This window comes from Brevundimonas balnearis (genome assembly GCF_042434805.1).
GTDB lineage: Bacteria > Pseudomonadota > Alphaproteobacteria > Caulobacterales > Caulobacteraceae > Brevundimonas > Brevundimonas balnearis.
Genome location: NZ_JBHLSW010000015.1, coordinates 129,857 through 149,785, shown reverse-complemented (window position 1 = coordinate 149,785; position 19,929 = coordinate 129,857). Strand labels below are relative to the sequence as shown.

Annotated in this window: 18 protein-coding genes; 7 read left to right on the top strand and 11 right to left on the bottom strand. The window is 70.5% G+C overall.

All coding sequences use genetic code 11. The annotated features are described in order from the left end of the window. Window positions 1-24: 24 nt before the first annotated feature. Window positions 25-537, top strand: coding sequence for a TIGR02281 family clan AA aspartic protease (locus ACFFGE_RS13650; protein ID WP_376837009.1), 513 nt, complete (start codon window positions 25-27; stop codon window positions 535-537). On the opposite strand, the gene ACFFGE_RS13645 is transcribed toward ACFFGE_RS13650, so the two are convergent. From ACFFGE_RS13645 to ACFFGE_RS13625, 5 genes are all read right to left on the bottom strand, one after another. After that, entirely contained in the window at window positions 534-1,355 is an 822-nt protein-coding gene (locus ACFFGE_RS13645) for a sulfite exporter TauE/SafE family protein (protein WP_376837007.1), read from the bottom strand. The two genes, ACFFGE_RS13650 and ACFFGE_RS13645, sit on opposite strands and share 4 nt — an antisense overlap. After that, window positions 1,352-2,356: a tRNA dihydrouridine(20/20a) synthase DusA gene (dusA, locus tag ACFFGE_RS13640; protein ID WP_376837006.1), complete on the bottom strand. Its 1,005-nt coding sequence runs from the start codon at window positions 2,354-2,356 to the stop codon at window positions 1,352-1,354. The genes ACFFGE_RS13645 and dusA overlap by 4 nt, the downstream gene beginning before the upstream one ends. Before the next feature lie 65 nt (window positions 2,357-2,421). Continuing rightward, window positions 2,422-3,429, bottom strand: a complete 1,008-nt coding sequence (locus tag ACFFGE_RS13635) for an HlyD family secretion protein (RefSeq protein WP_376837005.1) — start codon at window positions 3,427-3,429, stop codon at window positions 2,422-2,424. 32 nt (window positions 3,430-3,461) lie between these two features. After that, window positions 3,462-4,214, bottom strand: coding sequence for an ABC transporter ATP-binding protein (locus ACFFGE_RS13630; RefSeq protein ID WP_376837004.1), 753 nt, complete (start codon window positions 4,212-4,214; stop codon window positions 3,462-3,464). Next, the gene (locus tag ACFFGE_RS13625; protein WP_376837003.1) at window positions 4,211-5,383 is read right to left on the bottom strand and encodes an ABC transporter permease; all 1,173 of its coding nucleotides are present in this window, start codon (window positions 5,381-5,383) and stop codon (window positions 4,211-4,213) included. Before ACFFGE_RS13625 ends, ACFFGE_RS13630 begins: the two co-directional genes overlap by 4 nt. Before the next feature lie 155 nt (window positions 5,384-5,538). Between ACFFGE_RS13625 and ACFFGE_RS13620 the strand changes: the two genes are divergently transcribed. Continuing rightward, the gene (locus tag ACFFGE_RS13620; RefSeq protein WP_376837002.1) at window positions 5,539-7,611 is read left to right on the top strand and encodes a S46 family peptidase; all 2,073 of its coding nucleotides are present in this window, start codon (window positions 5,539-5,541) and stop codon (window positions 7,609-7,611) included. 64 nt (window positions 7,612-7,675) lie between these two features. On the opposite strand, the gene ACFFGE_RS13615 is transcribed toward ACFFGE_RS13620, so the two are convergent. Continuing rightward, window positions 7,676-8,020 carry a hypothetical protein gene (locus tag ACFFGE_RS13615; RefSeq protein WP_376837000.1) on the bottom strand — a complete coding sequence of 115 codons (345 nt, stop codon included), beginning with the start codon at window positions 8,018-8,020 and terminating at the stop codon, window positions 7,676-7,678. 197 nt (window positions 8,021-8,217) lie between these two features. On the opposite strand from ACFFGE_RS13615, the gene ACFFGE_RS13610 reads away from it, so the two are divergent. Further along, window positions 8,218-8,775 carry a hypothetical protein gene (locus ACFFGE_RS13610; RefSeq protein WP_376836999.1) on the top strand — a complete coding sequence of 186 codons (558 nt, stop codon included), beginning with the start codon at window positions 8,218-8,220 and terminating at the stop codon, window positions 8,773-8,775. 82 nt (window positions 8,776-8,857) lie between these two features. Then, window positions 8,858-10,699, top strand: coding sequence for a PAS domain-containing sensor histidine kinase (locus ACFFGE_RS13605; protein WP_376836997.1), 1,842 nt, complete (start codon window positions 8,858-8,860; stop codon window positions 10,697-10,699). A gap of 31 nt (window positions 10,700-10,730) precedes the next feature. On the opposite strand, the gene ACFFGE_RS13600 is transcribed toward ACFFGE_RS13605, so the two are convergent. Next, window positions 10,731-11,537, bottom strand: a complete 807-nt coding sequence (locus tag ACFFGE_RS13600) for an undecaprenyl-diphosphate phosphatase (RefSeq protein WP_376836996.1) — start codon at window positions 11,535-11,537, stop codon at window positions 10,731-10,733. A 30-nt stretch (window positions 11,538-11,567) separates the two neighbouring features. Continuing rightward, on the bottom strand, window positions 11,568-12,725 hold the full coding sequence (locus ACFFGE_RS13595; protein ID WP_376836995.1) for a citrate/2-methylcitrate synthase: 1,158 nt from the start codon (window positions 12,723-12,725) through the stop codon (window positions 11,568-11,570). Window positions 12,726-12,845: 120 nt separating this feature from the next. Between ACFFGE_RS13595 and ACFFGE_RS13590 the strand changes: the two genes are divergently transcribed. Both ACFFGE_RS13590 and fzlA read left to right on the top strand, forming a co-directional pair. Continuing rightward, window positions 12,846-13,778, top strand: coding sequence for a cation diffusion facilitator family transporter (locus ACFFGE_RS13590; protein ID WP_376836993.1), 933 nt, complete (start codon window positions 12,846-12,848; stop codon window positions 13,776-13,778). Between the two features lie 36 nt (window positions 13,779-13,814). After that, the gene (gene fzlA / locus ACFFGE_RS13585) at window positions 13,815-14,498 is read left to right on the top strand and encodes an FtsZ-binding protein FzlA (protein WP_376836991.1); all 684 of its coding nucleotides are present in this window, start codon (window positions 13,815-13,817) and stop codon (window positions 14,496-14,498) included. A gap of 3 nt (window positions 14,499-14,501) precedes the next feature. On the opposite strand, the gene ACFFGE_RS13580 is transcribed toward fzlA, so the two are convergent. The 3 genes from ACFFGE_RS13580 to ACFFGE_RS13570 are packed head-to-tail and all read right to left on the bottom strand — an operon-like array spanning window position 14,502 to window position 18,832. Beyond that, complete coding sequence (locus tag ACFFGE_RS13580) at window positions 14,502-16,229, bottom strand: alkaline phosphatase D family protein (RefSeq protein WP_376836990.1); 1,728 nt, start codon at window positions 16,227-16,229, stop codon at window positions 14,502-14,504. Window positions 16,230-16,281: 52 nt separating this feature from the next. Next, window positions 16,282-17,064 carry a TonB-dependent receptor domain-containing protein gene (locus ACFFGE_RS13575; protein ID WP_376837073.1) on the bottom strand — a complete coding sequence of 261 codons (783 nt, stop codon included), beginning with the start codon at window positions 17,062-17,064 and terminating at the stop codon, window positions 16,282-16,284. 1 nt (window position 17,065) lies between these two features. Further along, window positions 17,066-18,832, bottom strand: coding sequence for a TonB-dependent receptor (locus tag ACFFGE_RS13570; RefSeq protein WP_376836989.1), 1,767 nt, complete (start codon window positions 18,830-18,832; stop codon window positions 17,066-17,068). Between the two features lie 97 nt (window positions 18,833-18,929). Between ACFFGE_RS13570 and ACFFGE_RS13565 the strand changes: the two genes are divergently transcribed. Beyond that, window positions 18,930-19,928 carry an RluA family pseudouridine synthase gene (locus tag ACFFGE_RS13565; RefSeq protein WP_376836988.1) on the top strand — a complete coding sequence of 333 codons (999 nt, stop codon included), beginning with the start codon at window positions 18,930-18,932 and terminating at the stop codon, window positions 19,926-19,928. Window position 19,929 lies beyond the last annotated feature (1 nt).

Sequence of the window (19,929 nt, the reverse complement as noted above, 5' to 3'; positions counted from 1 at the left end):
GCGCCCGGTCCGCTTGAGCAGTTCATGTCGCGTTCGCATCGCCAACCGGTCATCGTCATCGCCGCGGCCACCGTGTCGGCCCTGCTCTGCGCCGGGTGGATCCAGCGGCTCGAACGCGGCGTCGAGCTTTCGCCGCCCGTCGTGGCCGACGCCGCGATCCCGACTCCCGCCGGCGCCGCCCAGGTGACGAAGGCGGCCGATGGCCATTTCTGGGCCCAGGCGCGGATCGACGGCCGGGCGGTGAAGGTGCTGGTGGACACCGGAGCCAGCGTCGTCGCCCTGACGCCCGAGGACGCGGCCCGGCTGGGTCTGCGACCTTCGCCCGACGAGTTTCGCCATTCGGTCCAGACCGCGAACGGCCAGACCCTGGCGGCGGCGGTGACGCTGGACGAGGTGCGCATCGGATCGGCGCGCGTCGAGCACGTCGAGGCTCTGATCGTGCGGGACGGCCTGCCCTACTCCCTGCTGGGCATGAGCTATCTGGGGCGCCTTAGCGCGTTCGAGGCGCGCTCCGGATCGCTTATCCTGAGGCCCTAAAGCGCCTTCAGCGCCACGGACAGCGCCGTCAGCGCCAGGAAGGCCGCGAAGGCGCGACGCAGCGCCCGCTTCGGCAGGCGGTGCGCCAGGCGGGCGCCGAAGGGGGCGACGGCGGTCGTCACCACCCCCATGAGGATCACGGCGGGCAGGTTGACATAGCCGAGCGACAGCGGCGGACGCCCCTCCACGGACCAGCCGGCGAGGACGAAGCCGATCGCCGCCGGGACGCCGATCGCCAGGCCGAAGCCCGAAGCCGTCGCCACCGCCTGATGGATCGGGCGCCCGCACAGCGTCATCAGCATGCCGCCCAGGGAGCCCCCGCCGACGCCCATCATGGCCGACAGGGCTCCGATGCCGGTCCCCAGCGTCCCTCGCCGCCAGCCGTGGGGCAGGTCCTTCGCCAGGGTCAGCCGCTCCGGCAGCAGTCCCATCTGGATCGCCACGACGGTCAGGCTGACGCCATAGACCAGCCCGAGCGCCGCCTGGGAGGCGACGCCCGCGAGCGCCGCGCCGAGCGCGCCGCCGACGGCCACCCAGGGGGTCCACGTCCTCAGCACCGCCTCGTCCACAGCGCCGTGGCTGCGGTGGGCCCGAAGGGAGCGCCAGGAGGTGGCGATGATGATGGCGAGCGAGCTCCCGACCGCCACGTGCAGGTTCGCCTCGCCGCCCAGCCCCAAAACGTCGAAGGCGTAGAACAGGGCCGGGACGATCACCGTGCCGCCCCCGACCCCGAAAAGTCCCGCCACAAGCCCGGCCAGGACGCCTGCGCCGAGCAGCGCAGCGGCGAGGGTCACAAGGTCGAGGATCTGTGCGCTCACGCCGCCTCGGCGCGGCGGCGCTCGGCGTCCCGCACGGCCTCGACCGCCCGATCCACCACCTCCAGACCGGCGCCCGGCTTTATGGAGTCCACGGTCAGGATGCGGCGGAAGGCGCGTGCGCCCGGGCGGCCGTGCATCAGGCCCAGCATGTGGCGCGTCATGGCCGCCAGTCCGACGCCTTCGGCGAGCCGGTCCGCCATGTAGGACCGGTAGGCCTGCAGCGCCGCATAGGCGTCGACGTCCGGCGCGGCGGCGCCGAACACGCGCCGGTCCACTTCGCCCAGGATCGCGGGCGTGTGATAGGCGGCGCGACCCAGCATGGCCCCGTCCAGGCCGCGACTTTCCGCTAGCGCATGATCCAGATCGGCCAGGCCGCCGTTCAGGATGATCGTCAGACGCGGCCGGTCCGCCTTCAGCCTGCGGACCAGATCGTAGTCGAGCGGGGGGATGTCCCGGTTCTCCTTGGGCGACAGCCCTTGGAGCCAGGCCTTGCGGGCGTGGACGACGAAGGTGGTCACGCCGGCCGAGGCGCAGGCGTCGACGAGGGTGTAGAGGCTCTCCTCCGGCGCCTGGTCGTCGACCCCGATGCGGCACTTCACCGTGGCCGGAACGGCGACGGCGGCGCGGATCGCCGCCATGCATTCGGCGACCAGGTCCGGCTCGCGCATCAGGCAGGCGCCGAACCGCCCGGACTGCACCCGGTCCGAGGGGCAGCCCACGTTCAGGTTGATCTCGTCGTAGCCCATGTCGGCGCCGATGCGGGCCGCCTGCGCCAGCTCGGCGGGATCGGAGCCGCCCAGCTGGAGGGCGACCGGGTGCTCGATCGGGTCGAAGCCGAGCAGCCGCGCACGGTCGCCGTGGATGACGGCGGGCGCCGTGACCATCTCGGTGTACAGCAGCGCGCGTTTCGTCAGGGCGCGGTGGAAGGCCCGACAGTGGCGGTCGGTCCAGTCCATCATCGGCGCGACGGAAAAGCGGTGGCTGTCGGCGTAGGCGCTCATGGGCGGCCCGCTCTACGCCGGAACCGCGCGGCCGTCACCTTTCGGCGACGGCCGGCTGGAGCTTGTCAGCTCTGGCTGGACCGCATCGCGCGGTCGGCCGGCACGCCCGCGCTGGGCGCACGCTGGGCGCCGGCCTGTTCGCCCGGCTTCATGAATTTGACGAGCACCCGCTGGCCGATCAGCAGCGGCGCGTCGTCGGCGGTGACGACCACCTCCACGACGCGCTCGTCCGAGCGCTGGCTCGGGTCGTCCGAGGCCAGCTTGCGGGCTCCGAACACAGCGGCGCGGCGAAGCACCTCGCCCACGAAGACCTGGCTCGGGTTGCCCTCGGGCGAGATTTCGACCTGCTGCCCGACGGTGACGTTGGGAATGTCGCTCTCGACGATCTCGGCGCGCACGATCCTCGGCGCCTCCGGCTCCAGATCGAACATGGTGGAGACCTGCAAGGTCGAGGCCCCCGCGCCGGGGTTGGCGTAGCGGCGCACGATCCGGCCGTCCATCGGCGCCCGGATGACCGTCAGCTCCTGGTTGAACTCCGCTTCGTTCAGGCGCGCCCGGGCGGTCTGAACGGCGGCGCGCTGGGCCTGCAGGCGGGCTTCGGCCGAGGCGATGTCGTCGCGGGCCTGATCCATGCGCTGGGCTGCGACGAAGTTGGACGAGACCAGCTGAGCGAGGCGATCGTGCTCACGGCGCGCAGTGCGCAGGTCGACCTGGATCTGAGCGAGCTGGCTCTCGGCCTGGGCGACCTCGGCGCGGGCGCGCTGGACGGCCAGGCGCGGCTCGTCGTCCTCCTGGCGCGCCAGGATCTGGCCGGCGACGACGTCGTCGCCCTCCTGCACCAGAACCTCGCGAACGACGCCGCCGCGACGGGCGGCGACCTGGATGATCCCGCCCTCGACGTCCACCTTGCCGTTGGCCACCGCGGCGTAGGGGCTGGTGACCGTGGCGGCGGCCTCCTCGACGGCCTTCTTTTTGGCGGCCCCTTGCGAGGACACGAAGCTGAAGCCGGCGACGGCCACGATGATCAGCAGCAGGCCGATCCAGAGCCATTTGTTCTTCAGGAAGCCGGGCATGATGCGAGAGTCCTAGGAGTTCTTGTCGTTGTTCAGTGGGACGAGGCGAGCGTCGCCTCGGGATCCGGGGTGCGGCGCGTGTCGTCGATGATGCGGCCGTCCTCGATGTGGATGATGCGGTCGGCCCAGGCCTCCAGGCGGGGGTCGTGGGTCACGCAGACCACCGCCGCCCCGTGCTCGGTCGCGGCGCGGCGCAACAGGCGGATCACGACCTGGCCATTCTCGCCGTCGAGCGCCGACGTGGGCTCGTCCGCGAACAGGATCTGGGGGTCCTTGGCGAGCGCCCGGGCGATGGCGACGCGCTGCTTCTCGCCGCCCGAAAGCGATGTCGGCCGCTGATGCAGGCGCGGCTTCAGCCCCACCTCCTCGAGCGCCAGCGTGGCGCGCTTCTTGGCCTGCTCCGGCGTCAGGCCCTGGAACTTCAGGACGGTCTCGACCTGCTGTAGCGCGGTCAGGGCGGGGAACAGGTTGAAGCCCTGGAAGATGAAGCCGCAGTTGTCGAGGCGGAACTTGTCGATGCGTCCGGCCGACAGCTTCCACAGGTCCGGCACGTCGAGGGTGGCGACCTTGCCCTCTTCGGGCCTCAGCAGACCGGACAGGGCGGCGATCAGCGTCGACTTGCCCGAGCCCGACGGCCCCATGACCATCGTCAGGTCGCCGTGTTTCGCGTCGAAGTCCACGCCCTTCAGGACCTCGACGAAGCCCTTGCCCGACTTGAAGCGCTTGACCAGCCCCTTGGCTTCGATGGCCGCGTCGCCGTGCTTTCCGTGCGCCTTGGTGATCATCGCAGCAGGTCCGCCGGTTGGCTGTTCTTTAGCACGCCGAGTGACAGGAAGCCCGACATCATGGCGATGAAGACCAGTCCTCCGCCGACGATGAGCAGCAGCCCGATCGGGAGGGAGATGATCACCGCATTGGCCGAGGCGAGCAGCGACACCAGCCAGGTCAGCAGGATCGCCGCGGCCACGCCCACCAGGCCGACCCAGAAGCTGAGCTCCATCACGATGCGACGCAGCGAACCCATCGACACGCCCAGAGCGCGCAGCGAGGCGAACTCCTTGATGTTGGCCATGATCGCGCCGCGCAGCGTCTGCCAGGTGATCGCGACCCCGATGATGGTCCCCAGCACGACGCAGCCGCCGATGATGATCACGAGGATGCCTTCCTCGAACATGGCGCTCTGGTTGGCGTCGGCCAGTTCCTGGCGTGTCCAGGCCTTCCATTGACCGTTGCCCATGGCGTTCAGCTGGGCGGCGACGATCTCGGCGCGGGCCGGATCCTCGATCTTCACCATCAGGGGACCGACGCGGGTGCCGGTGTCGGCCTGGCCGAGCATGCGAAGGGTGTCGCGGCTCATGACGATGGTCGACTGCATCATGTTCGGATAGCCGCGGGTGACCGCCGCCACGGTGACGGTCTGGCCGTTGTAGAGCGCCTTGTCGCCGAGCTTGACGCCCAGCGGCCTCAGGGCCGTTTCATCGACGGCGACGGTGTAGGGCTGGCGAAGGGCGTCCACCAGCTCCTGCGAATAGTCCGTCGGGATGGTCACCGCGCCGGGCGTGGTGTCGATGATGCGGGTCTGGACGAACTGCAGCCGCGCCGCCCCCTGCCGCGCGCGCTCCGCCGCGCTCATGGTGGGATCGACGTCCTTGATCGACTGGAAGGAGCCGCCCGCCCCGTCCAGCGCCTGCACCTCGATGACCTCGGCGTGGTTGTAGACCAGCGGAATGAAGCGTCGCGGCACGCCGGAGGGACCGCTGACCAGGTTCTTCGCCCCCGGCGCCAGCACCATGACGTCCGCGCGCGAACGCTCGATCTGCGCCGTGAAGCCCTTGCCGATGCCGATGAAGACGCCGGTCATGGCCAGCACCAGCAGACCGGACAGCGCCAGCGCCATCACGGCCGCCATGTAGCGGCGCCATTCGTACAGAAGGGTGGACAGAGCCAGTGACATGGGACGCGAATTCAACCCCCGAGGATCAGACGCTATCTGAAGGCGGCAGGTCTCTCATCCAAGTTAAATCGGGGTAAGACGCCTTGTCGGCGGCCCCGCGGCCCGGATAGTTACGAGTTAACAGGCGCGGGACGCGCCGATCCGAGGAACACGCCATGAAGATTCGTCTCGCCGCCTCCGCCCTGGCCCTGGGCTGGGCGCTCGCCGGAGCGTCCGCCGCGCCGGCCGCCGCCGAGGAAGGCATGTGGACGTTCGACAACTTCCCCCTGGCCCGGGTCAACCAGACCTACGGGACCAGTCTCGATCAGGCCTGGCTGGACCGGGTCCGCGAGGCGTCCGTCCGTCTGCAGGGCTGTTCGGCGTCGTTCGTTTCGCCCGACGGTCTGATCCTGACCAACCACCACTGCGTGGTCTCGTGCGTGCAGGAGCTCTCGACGGCTGACCGCGACTATGTCGCCAACGGCTTCATCGTCGCGACCCGTGAAGAGGAGCGCACCTGTCCGGGACAGACGGCGGAGGTTCTGACCGACATCACCGACGTGACGGACCGGGTGCTCCAGGCCGGGGCCGGCCTCGAAGGCGGCGCCTTCGCCGAGGCCCGCGCGGCGGAGATCGCCAGGATCCAGGACGAGGCCTGCGGCGGCGATCGACGGCTCAACTGCCAGGTGATCAGCTTCTATCGCGGCGGCCGCTACGCCCTCTACAAGTTCCGCCGCTACGGCGACGTGCGCCTCGCGTTCGCCCCCGAATTCCAGGCGGCCTTCTTCGGCGGCGACCCCGACAACTTCAACTTCCCCCGGTACGCGCTCGATGCGGCGTTCCTGCGGGCTTATGAGGACGGTCGGCCGGTCGCGACGCCGAACCACCTCGTCTGGAACGCCCGCGCCCCGCGGGAGGGCGAGCCCACCTTCGTCTCCGGCAATCCCGGCTCAACCTCGCGCCTTCTGACCATCGCCCAGCTCGAGAACCTGCGCGACGTCCAGATTCCGGTGGCCCAGCTTCAGCGATCGGAGCTGCGCGGCCGGCTGCTTCAATATTCGCAATCAAGCGAGGAGGCGGCCCGGATCTCTGTCGATCCGATCTTCGGTCTGGAGAACAGCTTCAAGGCCTTCTACGGGCAGCAACAGGCCCTGACCGACACAGCCTTCATGGCCGAGAAGCGCCGCCAGGAGGCCGAGCTCCGCGCCGCCGTCGCGGCGGACCCCGCCCTGGTTCAACGCATCGGCGACCCCTGGACCACGCTGGAGGAGGTCCAGGGTCGGATCGAGAACCTGTACCTGCCCTATCGCCAGCTGGAGGCGAACGCCGGGGGCGGCTCGACGCTCTACGCCTATGCGCGTTCCATCGTGCGCGTCGCCAAGGAGCGCGCCAAGCCGGCCGATCAGCGCCGGGCCGGCTATTCCGACGCCGACGTCGAACGCCTGTCGCGCCAGCTCGGAACCGAGCGCCCGATCGACGCCGACATCGAGGAGATCTACCTCGCGTTCTGGCTGTCCAAGACGCGCGAGTATCTGACCGTCGACCATCCCCAGGTGAAGGCCCTGCTGGGCGACGAAAGCCCCGAGGCGCTGGCCGAGCGCCTGGTCGAGGGCACGCGCCTGGCGGATCCGGCCTTCCGCCGGCAGGCGCTGACCATGGCGCCGGATGCGCTGGCCGAAGCGGATCCGCTGCTGGCCTTCGTGCTGGCCAACGACGAGGCGGCCCAGGCCGTTCGCAACGACTGGCAGGCGCAGGTCTCCGCCCCGACGGCGCAGGCCGCCGAGAAGATCGCCCAGGCCCGTTTCGCCGTGTACGGCGAGAACCAGTATCCGGACGCCACCTTCTCGCTGCGGCTGTCCTACGGCTCGGTGCGGGGCTGGACTTACCGAGGCGTGGAGGTGGAGCCCTTCACCTACATGGGCGGCCTGTTCGACCGGGCGACCGGATCGCCGCCCTTCAACGCGGCCGAGGACTTCCTCGCGGCGCGCGCGGAGATCGACCCCGACATCGTCTATAACTTCACCACCACCAACGACATCATCGGCGGCAACTCCGGCTCGCCGGTGATCGACGCTGAGGGTCAGGTGATCGGCGCGGCCTTCGACGGGAACATCCACTCGCTGGGCGGCGCGTACGGCTACGACGGGGCGGTCAACCGGACGGTGGTGGTGTCGACGGCCGCCATCACCGAGGCGCTGCGCGACGTCTATGACCAACCGCGCCTGCTTGAGGAACTCGGCGTCGACTGACCCCGAAGCGCGAAAAGGGCCGCGCCTCGCGGCGCGGCCCTCGCTCTGAACCAGCGATCACGCCCTACCAGCGGCGGTCGTAGCGGTCCTCGCGCCGCTCCTGACGGATCTGGCGCTGGATCCGATCCAACTGGGCATCGAGTTCCCTTGCCTCCCAGCGGTCGATGCCGCCGCGGCGGTACTGGCGCTGCAGCCGGTCGAAATGCTCGAACTGGCGCTGGAACACGCGATACTCCTGGCGGCTGATGCGGCCGTTGTAGGCCAAGCGCTGGACGCGCTGCTCCAGCTGCAGCTGGCGTCCCTCGTAGGGATAGCGCTGACCGTAGCCGCCATAGTGCTGGGCGGCCGCCGGGGTGGAGAGGGCCACCGCCGAGGCCGCGAGGATTGAAAACAGAACCGTCTTCTTCATCGCTGATCTCGCTTCAAACATCCCCGCCGATCGGGGCGTGAGCGAAGAAGACCAAACCGCCGCTGAGCCGAACCTGAGCCGGTCGTTGTCTGGCGTTCAGGCGGATGAATTGTCGTTAGGGATCGGTTCACCCTTCCAGCAAACGCCCCGTCAAGGCGGCTGCCCGATGCTGGCGTCGGTGCGGCTTGGAGGGCGCGATGGCGCGTGCGGTGTTTCAGAAGGGCCAGCGGGTCTGGGTCGAGTGTGTCGGCGCCTGGGCGCGCATCGAGCAGGTGCAACCGGTCTGGGCGAAGGGCTTCGACGAGCCCGTGCGCATCACCTACGACGTCGGGCTCGGTCGCGAGTTCATGCCGCACGAGCTGTCTTCCCCGGCCGAGGACCCCGCGCTGGAGCGCGAGCTGGGCGGCTGGCGGCTGCTGCGGGCGCGCAACAAGTGGCAGCAGCCCGAGGACTGCACGCACCACCCCTTCCCGGGCACCTATCCGGTGGTGGTGACCGACCCGTCGGACTGGGGCGGATGGCGCGTGCCAGGGGCCGAGTACGACCGCGATCCTGATCGCATCGAGCTGCAGGCGCGTCTGATCGCGGCGGCGCCCAAGCTGATGGCCTTGGCCGAGACCCTCGTCAGCAGCGCTTCGGAGGCGCCCGAGGACTGCCCGCCGGAGATGACGCGCCTGGCCAATCAGGCCCGTGAAATCCTGAAGACGGTCACGGAAGTTCTGGCCGCGCCGGCGCCGGCGCAGCAGGCGGCCTGACCCGCGGATCCCGGAACGCTCGACAGGATTCGCCGAAGCACCTTAGATTCTGCCGGGTCACAGCCTGAGCCGGGAGAGCGCCTTGCAGGGGCAGGAGCGCCGCAGTTCCAATCCGGGCCGCCGAGCCACGGACCGCAAGCCGCAGGCCGGGGCGACGGTGCTGCGGCTGCTGCTTCTCGTCGGCCTGCTCACCGCCAGCTTCTATCTGCTTCAGCGGGAGGGTTTGCTGGGCGAGAGCTGGACCGTCGTCGGCCCCCTGACGATCGGGCTGATCGCGGCCCTGTTCCAGACCTACCGGGCGGCGCGCAGCGCCGGGACCGAGCGCACCTTCGCCGATAATGAGCGTCGCTTCCGGCTGGCGGTGGAAGGCGCCAAGTGCGGGGTCTGGGAGTGGGACCTGGAGCGCGAGCAGGTGCGCGTGTCCGCCTACATGGCCGGCCTGCTCGAGCTGGACGGCGCCGGCCTCGTCTCGGCCGAGACGCTGTTCGAGCGCATCCATCCGAAACATAGGGACCAGGTCGCCCACGCCCTGATGCAGGCCTCGGCCTACGGGACCTTCGAGACCAGCTTCGCCGTGATGAAGGCGGAAGGAGGAGTCCGCTGGCTCGACGCCCGCGGACAGGCCCGCGGCGAGCGGTCCGACCACCGGTTCCCCTCGGTGGTGGGCGTGGCGCTTGACATCACCGAGGCGCGGCGCGCCAAGGCCCAGGCGCAGGCCGCCGAGAGCCGGCTGCGGGACGGCATCGAGAGCGTGTCCGACGCCTTCGCCCTGTTCGACCGGCACGGCCGCCTGGTGCTGTGCAACCGGGCCTTCCAGGACGCCTTCGACTTCGAGGACCAGATGGTCCGCCGAGGGGCGTTCAAGGCGGAGCTGAACCGCATTGCGGCGCTGGCGATCCGCGCCGACAACCCGTCGCCCTCGGGACGCGCGGGACAGCGTGAGGTCGAACTGCACGACGGTCGCTGGCTGCAGCTGACGGAGCGTCTGACCGGCGACGGGGGCTCTGTCGTCACGGCGGCCGACATCACGCCGATCAAGATGGAGGAGACCGCCCGGCGCCGGGCGGCCGAGGCCTTGCAGGCCACCGTCGCTCAGCTGGAGGCCAGCCAGGAAAAGCTCTCGCAGCTGGCGCGCAAGTACGAGGTCGCCAAGACCCGGGCCGAAGCCGCCAACCAGGCCAAGTCGGAGTTCCTGGCCAACATGTCCCACGAGCTGAGGACGCCGCTCAACGCCATCAACGGCTTCTCCGAGATCATGGCCGCGGAGATGTTCGGCCCCTTGGGCGACGCACGATACAAGGGATATGCCGAGGACATCCTGAGGTCCGGCCAGCACCTGCTCAGCCTGATCAACGACATCCTGGACATGGCCAAGATCGAGGCCGGCAAGCTGAACCTGCATCTGGAGCCGGTGTCCCTCCAGGAGGTCTGCAAGGACGCGGTGCGCCTGATGCGCGGGCGCGCCGAGGAAGCCGGGCTGAAGCTGTTCGTCGAGGCCGACGACGCCCCGACGGTGGAAGCCGACTACCGCGCCCTGAAGCAGGTCATGCTGAACCTGGTGTCCAACGCCGTGAAGTTCACGCCCGAAGGCGGACGTATCGAGGTCTCGGCGACGCTGTCGAACGACATCGTCGAACTGGCGGTCGCGGACACCGGTATCGGCATCGCCGAGGCGGACCTGCAGCGCCTGGCCCAGCCCTTCGAGCAGGTGGAGGGACAGCACGCCAAGACAACCCAGGGAACGGGCCTGGGGCTCGCGCTCAGCAAGTCGCTGGTCGAACTGCACGGCGGGCAACTGATTCTGGAGAGCGAGCCGGGGCACGGCACCACCGTGCGCGTCCGCCTGCCCTATCGGCCCGCCGAGGCGGCGTCCGGCAAATCGGCGGGCCCGCAAGAGCCGGTCCAGCGGGTCCGCGCCGCCTGAACCGAATTGGCCCGGTGTCCGGCCGACGCCCTCAGCCGCCGACGCCCGCCGCCAGCAGGACCAGGCCCGCCGCACCGACGGCGATCCGCCACCAGGCGAACGGCGCGAATCCGTGCCGGCTGACGAAGTCCAGCAGATACCGCACGACCACGAGCGCGGTCAGGAAGGCCGTGACGAAGCCGACCGCGATCAGCCCCGCGTCATTGAAGTCGAGCTGGTCCCAGGTCTTGTAGAGGTCATAGGCGACGGCCCCGCCCATGGTCGGCAGCGCCAGGAAGAAGGTGAACTCCGCGGCCGATCGCTTGTCCGTCCCCAGCAGCAGACCGCCGGCGATGGTGGCGCCGGAGCGCGACACGCCGGGCAGCAGGGCCAGGCACTGGAACAGCCCGATCAAGGCGTAGACCCGAAGCGGATAGGCGTTCACGTCCAGATAGCGCGGCGCGCGCTTCATCCGGTCGAGCAGAAGCAGCAGCACGCCCCCCACGATCAACGCGATGCAAATGACGACCGGGGTTTCGAAGAACACCTCCTTGATCACGGGATAGAGCAGCACCCCGGCCACCGCCGCCGGCAGGAAGGCCAGCGCCACGCCGATGATGAACCGCCGCGCGGCCGGATCGCGGGGCCAGCGGGTGGCCAGCGCCCAAAGCCGCTGGAAGTAGACGCTGACGATGGCGAGGATGGCGCCGAGCTGGATCACGATCTCGAAGGTCTTGCCGGTGCTCTCGAAGCCGAGGAAATGGCCCAGCAGCAGCAGGTGCCCCGTCGACGAGACCGGAATGAACTCCGTCAGTCCCTCGACCAGACCTAGCAGGATCGCCGTCAGCCAGTCCGCCATGTCGCTCCGCCGTTCTGACCGGCGAACGCATCAGTGGGCGCCGGGCTCGGGCCCCACATAGCGCAGACGCGCCCGGATAGGCGAGCCGTCGAAACGCTGATCGAGCGCGTGCGCCATCAGGCCCACCAGCCTGCCGATGACGAACAGGTCGAACGCGCCGTCCCGCGGCAGGTCCAGACGACGGGCCAGCAGGGCCAGGGCGAGTTCGAAGCCGGGCTCGGCCCCGGTCGCCGCACGGCCGCGGTCCACGAACGCCTGAAGATCGGCCGGCAGGTTCATGGCATCGATGAGGGCGCGGGCGCGGGGATCCCCGGTCGGATAGGCGGCGACGCCGAAGCCCGGCAGCTCGCCCGTGGCCGCGCGCGACTCGACGGCCCGGGCCGGATCACGCCGACCGAGGGTGACCATCTCGTTGGTCGCCTCCAGCCGGGCGGCCACGGACGACCCCCTCAGCGCGGCGAGCCCCGCCAGCGCCGCCCCCGCCGGGCTGGCCCCCCCGCCGGCCGCGACACGCGCCGCCAGCGCCGAGGCGCTCATGTCGTGATCGGCCGCCAGCACCAGGGCGCGGCGCAGCATCTGGGCCTCGGCCTCGCCCACCTTGTAGGCTCTCGCCAGCCGCTGGTGCAGGTGCAGTCTCGGCCCGGGGCCTGCCAGGGCGTCCACTACGTCGGACATGACGGAGGCCGCCGAGCGCGCCAGCTGCATCCGGTCACGGTCATGAGCGGCGCCGTCCTCCTCCGCCCGCCGGGCCAGGGCCGCGTAGATCCGAGCCCGGTGCGAGCCGCCCAGAACCGCGTCCACCCGGGGCTTCAGATCGCGGAAGGGGTCGGAGGGGGCGCCCCACAGCAGCCGGGCGGTCTCCTCTACCGTCGCCGCGCGACTGAGCTGGACGGCGTCCAGACCCCTGTAGAACAGGCGACCGTCGGCGATGACCGTGAGACGCGACTCCACGGCCGCCTCGCCCCGCCCCACCGATCCGATGAAGGGGCTCGCGGGCGTCAGTCCGGTCCCGCCGCGCAGGCGGGCCACATCGTCGGCGGCGTACAGGCTGCGTCGCGGATCGGCGGGATCGGGCCGCGCGCTTATGCGCCCCCGACTGACATAGGCGTAGAGCGTCTGGGACTTCACACCCAGCCGTTCCAGGGCCTCGCCTCGGCCGATCCAGCGACGCTGGCTGTCCATCCGCATCCCCGACGCCGTGCTTTATCCACAGGCGGTCGCATTTAACGTCCCAACCGCCCGCCGGCGTCAAGACGGCCCTCGAAGCTGCGCATTGAGCCGGCACGCCTAATCCGCCATTGAGGGCGCATGGCCGACGACGACTCCTCCCAGGTTCAGGCGAAAGCCCGCGCGGCGGTGTTCGACGTCACCCGGCTGTCGGTGGGCATCGCGGTCGCGCTGATCGCGCTGAAGGCCTTTGCGCTCGGGGCGTCGGGCTCCATGTCGCTCATGGCGTCGCTGGCGGACTCGGCGCTGGATCTCGTCGGATCGCTGGCGGTGTTCTTCGCCGTGCGCTGGGCCGCCGCGCCGCCGGATGACACGCACCGGTTCGGTCACGGCAAGGGCGAGCCGATGGCCGCGCTGGTCCAGGCCGGGCTGGTCTTCGCCTCGGCGGTCTTCATCGGCTGGGAGGCCGTGGCGAGGATGCTGACGCCGACGCCGGTGACCGGCGGCTGGATCGGCGTGGCGGTGATGCTGGTCGCGATCGGGCTGACGGCGCTCCTCGTCTGGCGCCAGAATCGCGCCATCGCCGCCTCGGGCAGCCTTGCGGTCGCCGGCGACCGCGCACATTACGCCGCCGACCTGGCGGCCAATGTGGTGGTGCTGATCGGCGTCGTCTCGGGCGCCTTCCTGAACGCCCCCGGTCTGGACGCCGCCGCTGGCCTGATCGTCATGGTCTGGCTGGCCTGGGGCGCGGCGGGCCTGCTCCGGCAGTCGGCGGACCAACTCCTGGACCGCGCCGCGCCCCTTGAGGTCCAGAACGCGGTGGTGGCGGCGGTGATGAGCGACGACCGGATCCGGGGCGTGCACCGCCTCCGGACGCGCATGGCCGGGACCGCTGTTCAGGCCCAGATGCATGTGGACCTGGATCCCGACCTGTCCCTCAAGGCCGCCCACGACATCGTCGAGGCCGCCGAGGCCCGCGTGCGCGCGGCCCTGCCCGGCGCGGAGGTGATCCTGCACGCCGACCCGGCGAGCGTGACGACGGCGACCGGGCCCTGGGCCGAGCCGGCGCGGTAAACGCCGCCTTAATCCACCCGCGCGCAGGAAGCGGCCATGGCCGAGGCCGCGACCCTTCACCACTTCGCCTTCGATCCGGCCTCGCGCGCGGCGCGGCTCGCGCTGGGCGAGATCAAGCTGGCGGTGCAGGAACAGGCGGTGCGGCCCTGGGACCCCGAGAGTCCCATCCACGCGCTGAACCCGTCGGGCCTGCCCCCGGTTCTGGAGACCCGGCATCAGGGCCGTGCCCTGACCCTGCGCGGCCTGTCCGCCATCCTGGGGTTCGCCGACGACGCCAGCGCCGGCGCTCTTCTGCCCGGCGACGCGGGCGAACGGGCCGAGGCCCGGCGCCTGGTCGACTGGTTCGCGCGCCCGTTCACCGACGATGTCGACGCGGTGCTGCTGCACGAGCGTATGGAAAAGCCGCTGTTGCGCATGGGACCGCCCGACGCCCGCAATCTGCGTGAGGGGCGTGAGGCGTTGCGCCGGCACCTGGCCCTGTTCGAGGCCCTGGCGGGCGAGCGCGACTGGCTGGCGGGCCGTCGATTGAGTCAGGCCGATCTCGTGGCGGCCGCGCACCTGTCGGTGCTGGACTATTTCGGCGAGGCGCCGTGGCCGGCCTACCCGGCGCTCAAGGGCTGGTACGCCAAGATCAAGTGTCGCCCCTGCTTCCGGGGCCTGCTCGGCGACCGCTTCCCGGGCGTGGCGCCCTCGGCGGTGTACGCGGACCTCGATTTCTGAGCTTCAGCTCTCGCGAAGCGCGCCGATCCGCCCCTGCGGCTCCGCCGCCGCCTCGTAGGTCTTCAGCACGCTGGCGCGATAGGGGGTCTCGGTGATGGTCGAGACGGCGATCAGCTCGCCCCGCGCCCGCTCCGGGGTCAGCGTCAGCTTCAGGAAGCCGCGGGGCCCGAAATCGACGAAACGGACTTCCTCGTTCGCGTCGTTCACCGCCTGGTTGGCGAAGGCGATGGGCAGGCCCAGCGAGTCCGCCGGGCTCGGGCTGGTGATCGCGGTCGTGCCGAATTCGATCCCGACGTCGTCCCCGGCGGCGTCGGCTAGACGGTTGACCCAGAAGGTGTGGCTGTCGCCCGCCAGGGCGACGGGCCGCGCGCCCGATCGCTTCAGCGCCGCATAGAGCCGCTCCCGCTCGGCCGGATAGCCGTCCCAGGCGTCGAGGTTCAGCGGCACGTCCTGTCCGAACAGGCTGATCAGGCTGCGGATGCTCTGCTGCCGCTCCGGCGGCAGGGTGGCCAGCACCGCGCCGAGCGTCGCCTCGGGGATCAGGGCGCCGAAGTCCGGCGCCGTGACGCGCGCCATGATCACCTGGTTGCCGATCAACTGCCAGGCGGCGCCGGCGTCGACCGCGGCGCTGAGGTCCCGTTCCAGCCAGGCCAGCTGGTCGTCGCCCATCAGGCGCCGGGCCGGATCGTTCAGCCTGGCCATGAAGCCCGGGCGATCCGGGGTCGGCTGACCGTCCGGTCCAGTGACGTAGAAGTCGGCGGCGTAGTCCAGCTGCCTCGTCCGCGCCATCAGACGGGTCTCGAGCATGTGCAGCGACGCGGAGCGGCCGAAGCGGAAGCTGCGATAGGTCGCCGCCTCCAGCGATCGGCTCGCCTGGGGCTCGCGGATCGGCATCCATTCGAAGTAGGCCTTCAGCGCGGCCGCCTTGCGCGCGGCCCAGTCCCCTTCGTCGGGCTGGTGGTTCTCCGCGCCCGTCAGATAGCCGTCATTGGTCACCTCGTGGTCGTCATAGACGACGATCCAGGGCGCGCGGGCGTGCGCCGCCTGCAGGTTCGGGTCGGACTTGTACTGGGCGTGGCGCGCCCGATAGTCCTCGAGTGTCACGATCTCGCGCGGCGGCTCGGGGATGCGGTTCAGGCGGCGCCCGTTGGCCATGCCGTAGTCGCCCTCGGCCGCCCCGTACTCATAGATGTAGTCGCCCAGGTGAACGACGGCGTGCAGCGTCTCCAGGCGCGCGATCGCGTCATAGGCGTTGAACAGGCCGTTGGGGTGCAGCGAGCAGGACGCCACGGCCAGCACCACAGGCTCGGCGGAAGACGCCTCCGGCAGGGTGCGGGTTCGCCCGACCGGGGAGCCCTGGCCGCTCATCGCGATGAAGCGGTACCAGTAGTCCGTTCCGGGTCTCAGGCCCTCGGCGACGACCTTGACCGTGTGGTCGCGGGCGGCGCTCGTCTCGGCGACGCCTTCCGCCGCGATGGTCTGGAAGGCCTCGTCCTCGGCCACCTGCCAGCGCACGGCGTGGGGCTCGCCGCCGACAGCGCCCGCGCGGGTCCAGAGCAGGACCGACGTGGTGTCGGGGTCCCCCGACGCCACGCCGTGGGCGAAGCTCACGCCGTCCAGCATGATCGCATCGGCCGCCAGCGGCGCGCGCGGGGGCTGAGGCGTGGCGGCGCATCCGGCGGCGGCTCCCACGCCGAAGAGACCCAGCAGGCGGCGGCGATCGACAGTCATGGAAGACTCCGGACAAGGGGGCTGGGCCGCCGGGCGGCCCCGCCTCAGGTCGTCAGTAACGCAGCGTCAGGCCGACGCCGTAGGTCGTCGGGGCGCCGGCGATGAAGGTCGCCAGGCCGAGCGCGTCGCCGGTGTTGCCCGCATCCTTGACGTACTCTTCGTCGAGCAGGTTGTCCCCGAACGCCTCGAGCGTCCAGTTCCCCTGGTCCGGGGTATAGGCCAGGCGCAGGTTCAAAAGACCGTAGCTCTCCTGCAGCTCGTCCTGGACCGTGTCTGGCACGAGGCCGCTCTGCAGCGCCGGAATGTCGTTGTTGTCGTCGAAGAAGACTTCGGACTGCCAGGTGTAGCTCGGCGTCACCCGCAGCTCTCCGCCGGCGACCAGGAAGCGGGCCGAGGCGCCGATCGAGGCCTGATGGTCCGGCGACAGGCGGAAGCGGTTGCCGTCGAAACGGCCCACGTCGAAGCGCGAGCGGTTGTAGGCGTAGGTGGCGAACAGGTCGAGCATGGCCGTCGGCGTCCAGACGCCTTGCAGCTCTGCGCCATAGGACGTCGCTTCGCCGGCGTTGGTGGTGATGAACTGCGCGCCCTCCTGAACCTGGGTCTGGAAGTTCTCATACCCGTAGTAGAAGGCCGCCGCCTCGAACCGGAGCGTTCCGTCCAGCAGGTTCGCGGCCTTGTAGCCGACCTCGAAGCTGTCGACGGTCTCCTCGTCGACGACGTCGAACTGCGCCTGGCCGTCACCCGCGGTGAGCGGCGCGGCCGGAACGCTGGGGGCCAGCACCGCCGGACGACGCCCGCGGGCGTAGTTGGCGTAGACGCTGGCGTCCTCGCTCAGCTCATAGCGCCGCGGTCAGACGCCAGGTGAAGCCGTCGTCGTCCAGCGACTGCTCCTGCACCCCCCCGGCGGTCGGCTGGATGAACAGGCCGAAGTTCGGGACCGGATAGGTCGCCCCGAACGGGATCTGGCCCGCGTTCGGCGCGGCGAGCGCGCCCAACAGCGCCGAGCTGCGGATCGTCGCTCCGGCGATGACCGAGCCCAGCACGCTGCGCTGGCCGCTGGTGACGGCCGACGAGATGCCCGAGGTCTTCTCGTCCGAGGTGAAGCGCAGGCCCGCGCCGATCTCCAGCCGGTCGGTCACGTCGAAGCTGACATCGGCGAAGACGTCATAGGAGGTCAGCTCGGCGGTGTTGGTGACGATCTCGGTGTAGGCGGGGTTCAGGTTCGCGGCGATCGCTTGCGCCTGGGCGGTCGGCAGCAGGATAGTGCCACCCGACGTCGCGGCCACCAGACCCTGGATCAGGGCGCCGGTGAAGGCGGTGTTGCCGAACACCGCCAGCGGCGCCGGCTGGTTGGCGGGCAGGCCCGATCCGGCGCCGCCGGCGTTCAGCTGACCGGTGAGCAGGGCCAGCGCGACCCGCTCGTCCCACTGCAGCGGCAGGCGTTGGGCGCCGTCCTCCTCGAAATAGCCGGCGCCGACGAAGGCGCGGAAGCGGCCGCCCGCGTCATAGTTCAGGCGCAGCTCCTGGCTGAACTGGTCGCCGGTGGCGTCTTCCGAGATGGTCAGGATGGGCAGACCGATGCCGTCCGGGTCGAACACCTCGACCGAGTCGAAGGTCCGGGCCGCCGTGATGGAGGTCAGGCTCACGGACTCGGACAGGGTCCAGCTCAGGATGCCGGTGACGCCATAGACCTCCCGGTCCAGACCCAGCCGCGAGCCGTCGACGAAGTTCTGACCGGCCTGGAGAGCCGCCGGCTCCCAGGGTTCGGCGCCGCCCAGCACCGCCCCGGTCGTCGGGTCGGTCGGCAGATAGTTGCGAGCCTTGAACGAGGTGCCGGTCGAGCCGTCCCGCTGGTAGTTGGCGATGATGTCGGCGCGGAAGTCGTCGTTCGGCGCCCACACCAGCGACAGGCGCGCCGCGGAGGTGTCCACGCCATTGAAGTCCTCGCCGCCCAGGGCGTTCTCCACCGTGCCGTCCCGTTGCCGATGACGGAAGGCCAGGCGCGCCGCGAAGCTGTCGGACAGGGACGCGTTGGCGACCGAGCCGAACTGGATGAAGCCGTCCGAGCCGACCTGCCCCTCCAGCTCGCCCTCGAAGCCGGCGAGGGAGGCCTTGTTCTGGATGATGTTGACCGCCCCGATCAGGGCGCCGCGGCCGAACAGCGTCGACTGCGGACCCTTGGCGATCTCCACGCGCTCGATGTCGAACAGCTCGACGTAGGAGCCGCGCGCCTTGGAGATCGAGACGCCGTCCTGGAACACGGACACGCGGGGCTCGATGTAGGCCTCGCCGGAGTCCGAGGTGATGCCGCGCATCACGAAGCCCGGGTTGTTCGGCGACTGGTCCTGGACGTCGAAGCCGGGCGTGAACAGGCCCAGCTCGTTGAAGTCATCGACGCCGATCTCGTTCAGGAACTCGCCCGAATAGGCGGTCAGGGCGGTCGGCACCTCGATGATCGACTGCTCGCGCTTCTGCAGGGTGACGATGACCTCGTCGACGGTGGTGACGCCGCTCTCGGCGTCCTGCGCCAGGACGGGCGTCGAAAGGCAGGCGGCCAGGCCGGCCGAGGCCAGCAGCCAGGACTTGGTGCGAAACACGTTCATGTTAAGGCTCCCCCGCCCCTTTTCCGGGGCATGAAAACCGCCGATAGGGCTCAGCCATGTCCGGCGAACGACAGGGCCGCGACCGCTGGGTGAACGATTGACGGACGATTTCGCGACAGACGATCCGGAGACGGACGACGACGGCGAGGTGCTGGTCGCATGGCTGATCTCCGGCGGCGGCAGGCTTGATAAGGCGCTGGCCCAGGCGCTGCCGGAACTCTCTCGCGCCCGACTCCAGTCGCTGATCGCAGCCGGGCGCGTCCGGTTCGGCGACACGGCCGTCACCTCGGCCTCGGCCAGGGCCGAGCCGGGCGCCTACCGCGTCCATCTGCCGCCGCCGGAGCCGGCAGAGCCCGAAGCCCAGGACATCGCCCTGACCATCCTGCACGAGGACGCGGACCTCATCGTGGTGGACAAGCCGGCCGGGATGCCCGTCCACCCCTCGCACGGCCATCCGCGCGACACCCTCGTCAACGCGCTTCTCTACCACTGCGCCGGCGAGCTGTCGGGCATCGGCGGCGTGGCGCGACCCGGCATCGTGCACCGGCTGGACAAGGACACGTCCGGCGTGATGGTCGCGGCCAAGTCCGACGCCGCCCACGCGGGTCTGTCGGCCTTGTTCGCCCGCCACGACATCGAGCGCAGCTATCTGGCGGCGACGCGCGGCGCGCCGAACCCGTCCCGCGGACGGGTTCAGAGCCGGGTCGGTCGATCGAGCTCGGACCGGAAGAAGATGGCGGTGCTGAAATCCGGCGGCCGCGAAGCGATCACGGACTATGAGGTGCTGCGCCCCTTCGGCCCGGCGAGCCGACCCTTCGCGGCGGTCGTCCGCTGCACCCTTCACACCGGGCGAACCCACCAGATCCGCGTCCACATGGCCCACAAGGGCGCTCCGATCCTCGGCGATCCTGTCTACGGCTCGGGCGCGACGGCGCCTGCGGTCCGGATGGCGATCTCCCAGGCGGGGCTGACGCGCCAGGCTCTGCACGCAGCCGTGCTCGGCTTCGTCCACCCGATCACCGGCCGAGCCTTGCGGTTTCAGACGCAGCCGCCACCTGACATGGCATCGCTCATCGAGGCGCTGGAGGCGCTCTAAG

Bases quoted from the DNA above. Each gene is read 5' to 3' on its own strand.
- ACFFGE_RS13610 (WP_376836999.1), top strand. From the start codon at position 8,218: ATGGCGCGTGCGGTGTTTCAGAAGGGCCAGCGGGTCTGGGTCGAGTGT.
- ACFFGE_RS13625 (WP_376837003.1), bottom strand. From the start codon at position 5,383: ATGTCACTGGCTCTGTCCACCCTTCTGTACGAATGGCGCCGCTACATG.
- dusA (WP_376837006.1), bottom strand. From the start codon at position 2,356: ATGAGCGCCTACGCCGACAGCCACCGCTTTTCCGTCGCGCCGATGATG.
- ACFFGE_RS13615 (WP_376837000.1), bottom strand. From the start codon at position 8,020: ATGAAGAAGACGGTTCTGTTTTCAATCCTCGCGGCCTCGGCGGTGGCC.
- ACFFGE_RS13620 (WP_376837002.1), top strand. From the start codon at position 5,539: ATGAAGATTCGTCTCGCCGCCTCCGCCCTGGCCCTGGGCTGGGCGCTC.
- ACFFGE_RS13580 (WP_376836990.1), bottom strand. From the start codon at position 16,229: ATGACTGTCGATCGCCGCCGCCTGCTGGGTCTCTTCGGCGTGGGAGCC.
- ACFFGE_RS13650 (WP_376837009.1), top strand. From the start codon at position 25: ATGTCGCGTTCGCATCGCCAACCGGTCATCGTCATCGCCGCGGCCACC.
- ACFFGE_RS13600 (WP_376836996.1), bottom strand. From the start codon at position 11,537: ATGGCGGACTGGCTGACGGCGATCCTGCTAGGTCTGGTCGAGGGACTG.
- ACFFGE_RS13635 (WP_376837005.1), bottom strand. From the start codon at position 3,429: ATGCCCGGCTTCCTGAAGAACAAATGGCTCTGGATCGGCCTGCTGCTG.
- fzlA (WP_376836991.1), top strand. From the start codon at position 13,815: ATGGCCGAGGCCGCGACCCTTCACCACTTCGCCTTCGATCCGGCCTCG.
- ACFFGE_RS13595 (WP_376836995.1), bottom strand. From the start codon at position 12,725: ATGCGGATGGACAGCCAGCGTCGCTGGATCGGCCGAGGCGAGGCCCTG.
- ACFFGE_RS13590 (WP_376836993.1), top strand. From the start codon at position 12,846: ATGGCCGACGACGACTCCTCCCAGGTTCAGGCGAAAGCCCGCGCGGCG.
- ACFFGE_RS13570 (WP_376836989.1), bottom strand. From the start codon at position 18,832: ATGAACGTGTTTCGCACCAAGTCCTGGCTGCTGGCCTCGGCCGGCCTG.
- ACFFGE_RS13630 (WP_376837004.1), bottom strand. From the start codon at position 4,214: ATGATCACCAAGGCGCACGGAAAGCACGGCGACGCGGCCATCGAAGCC.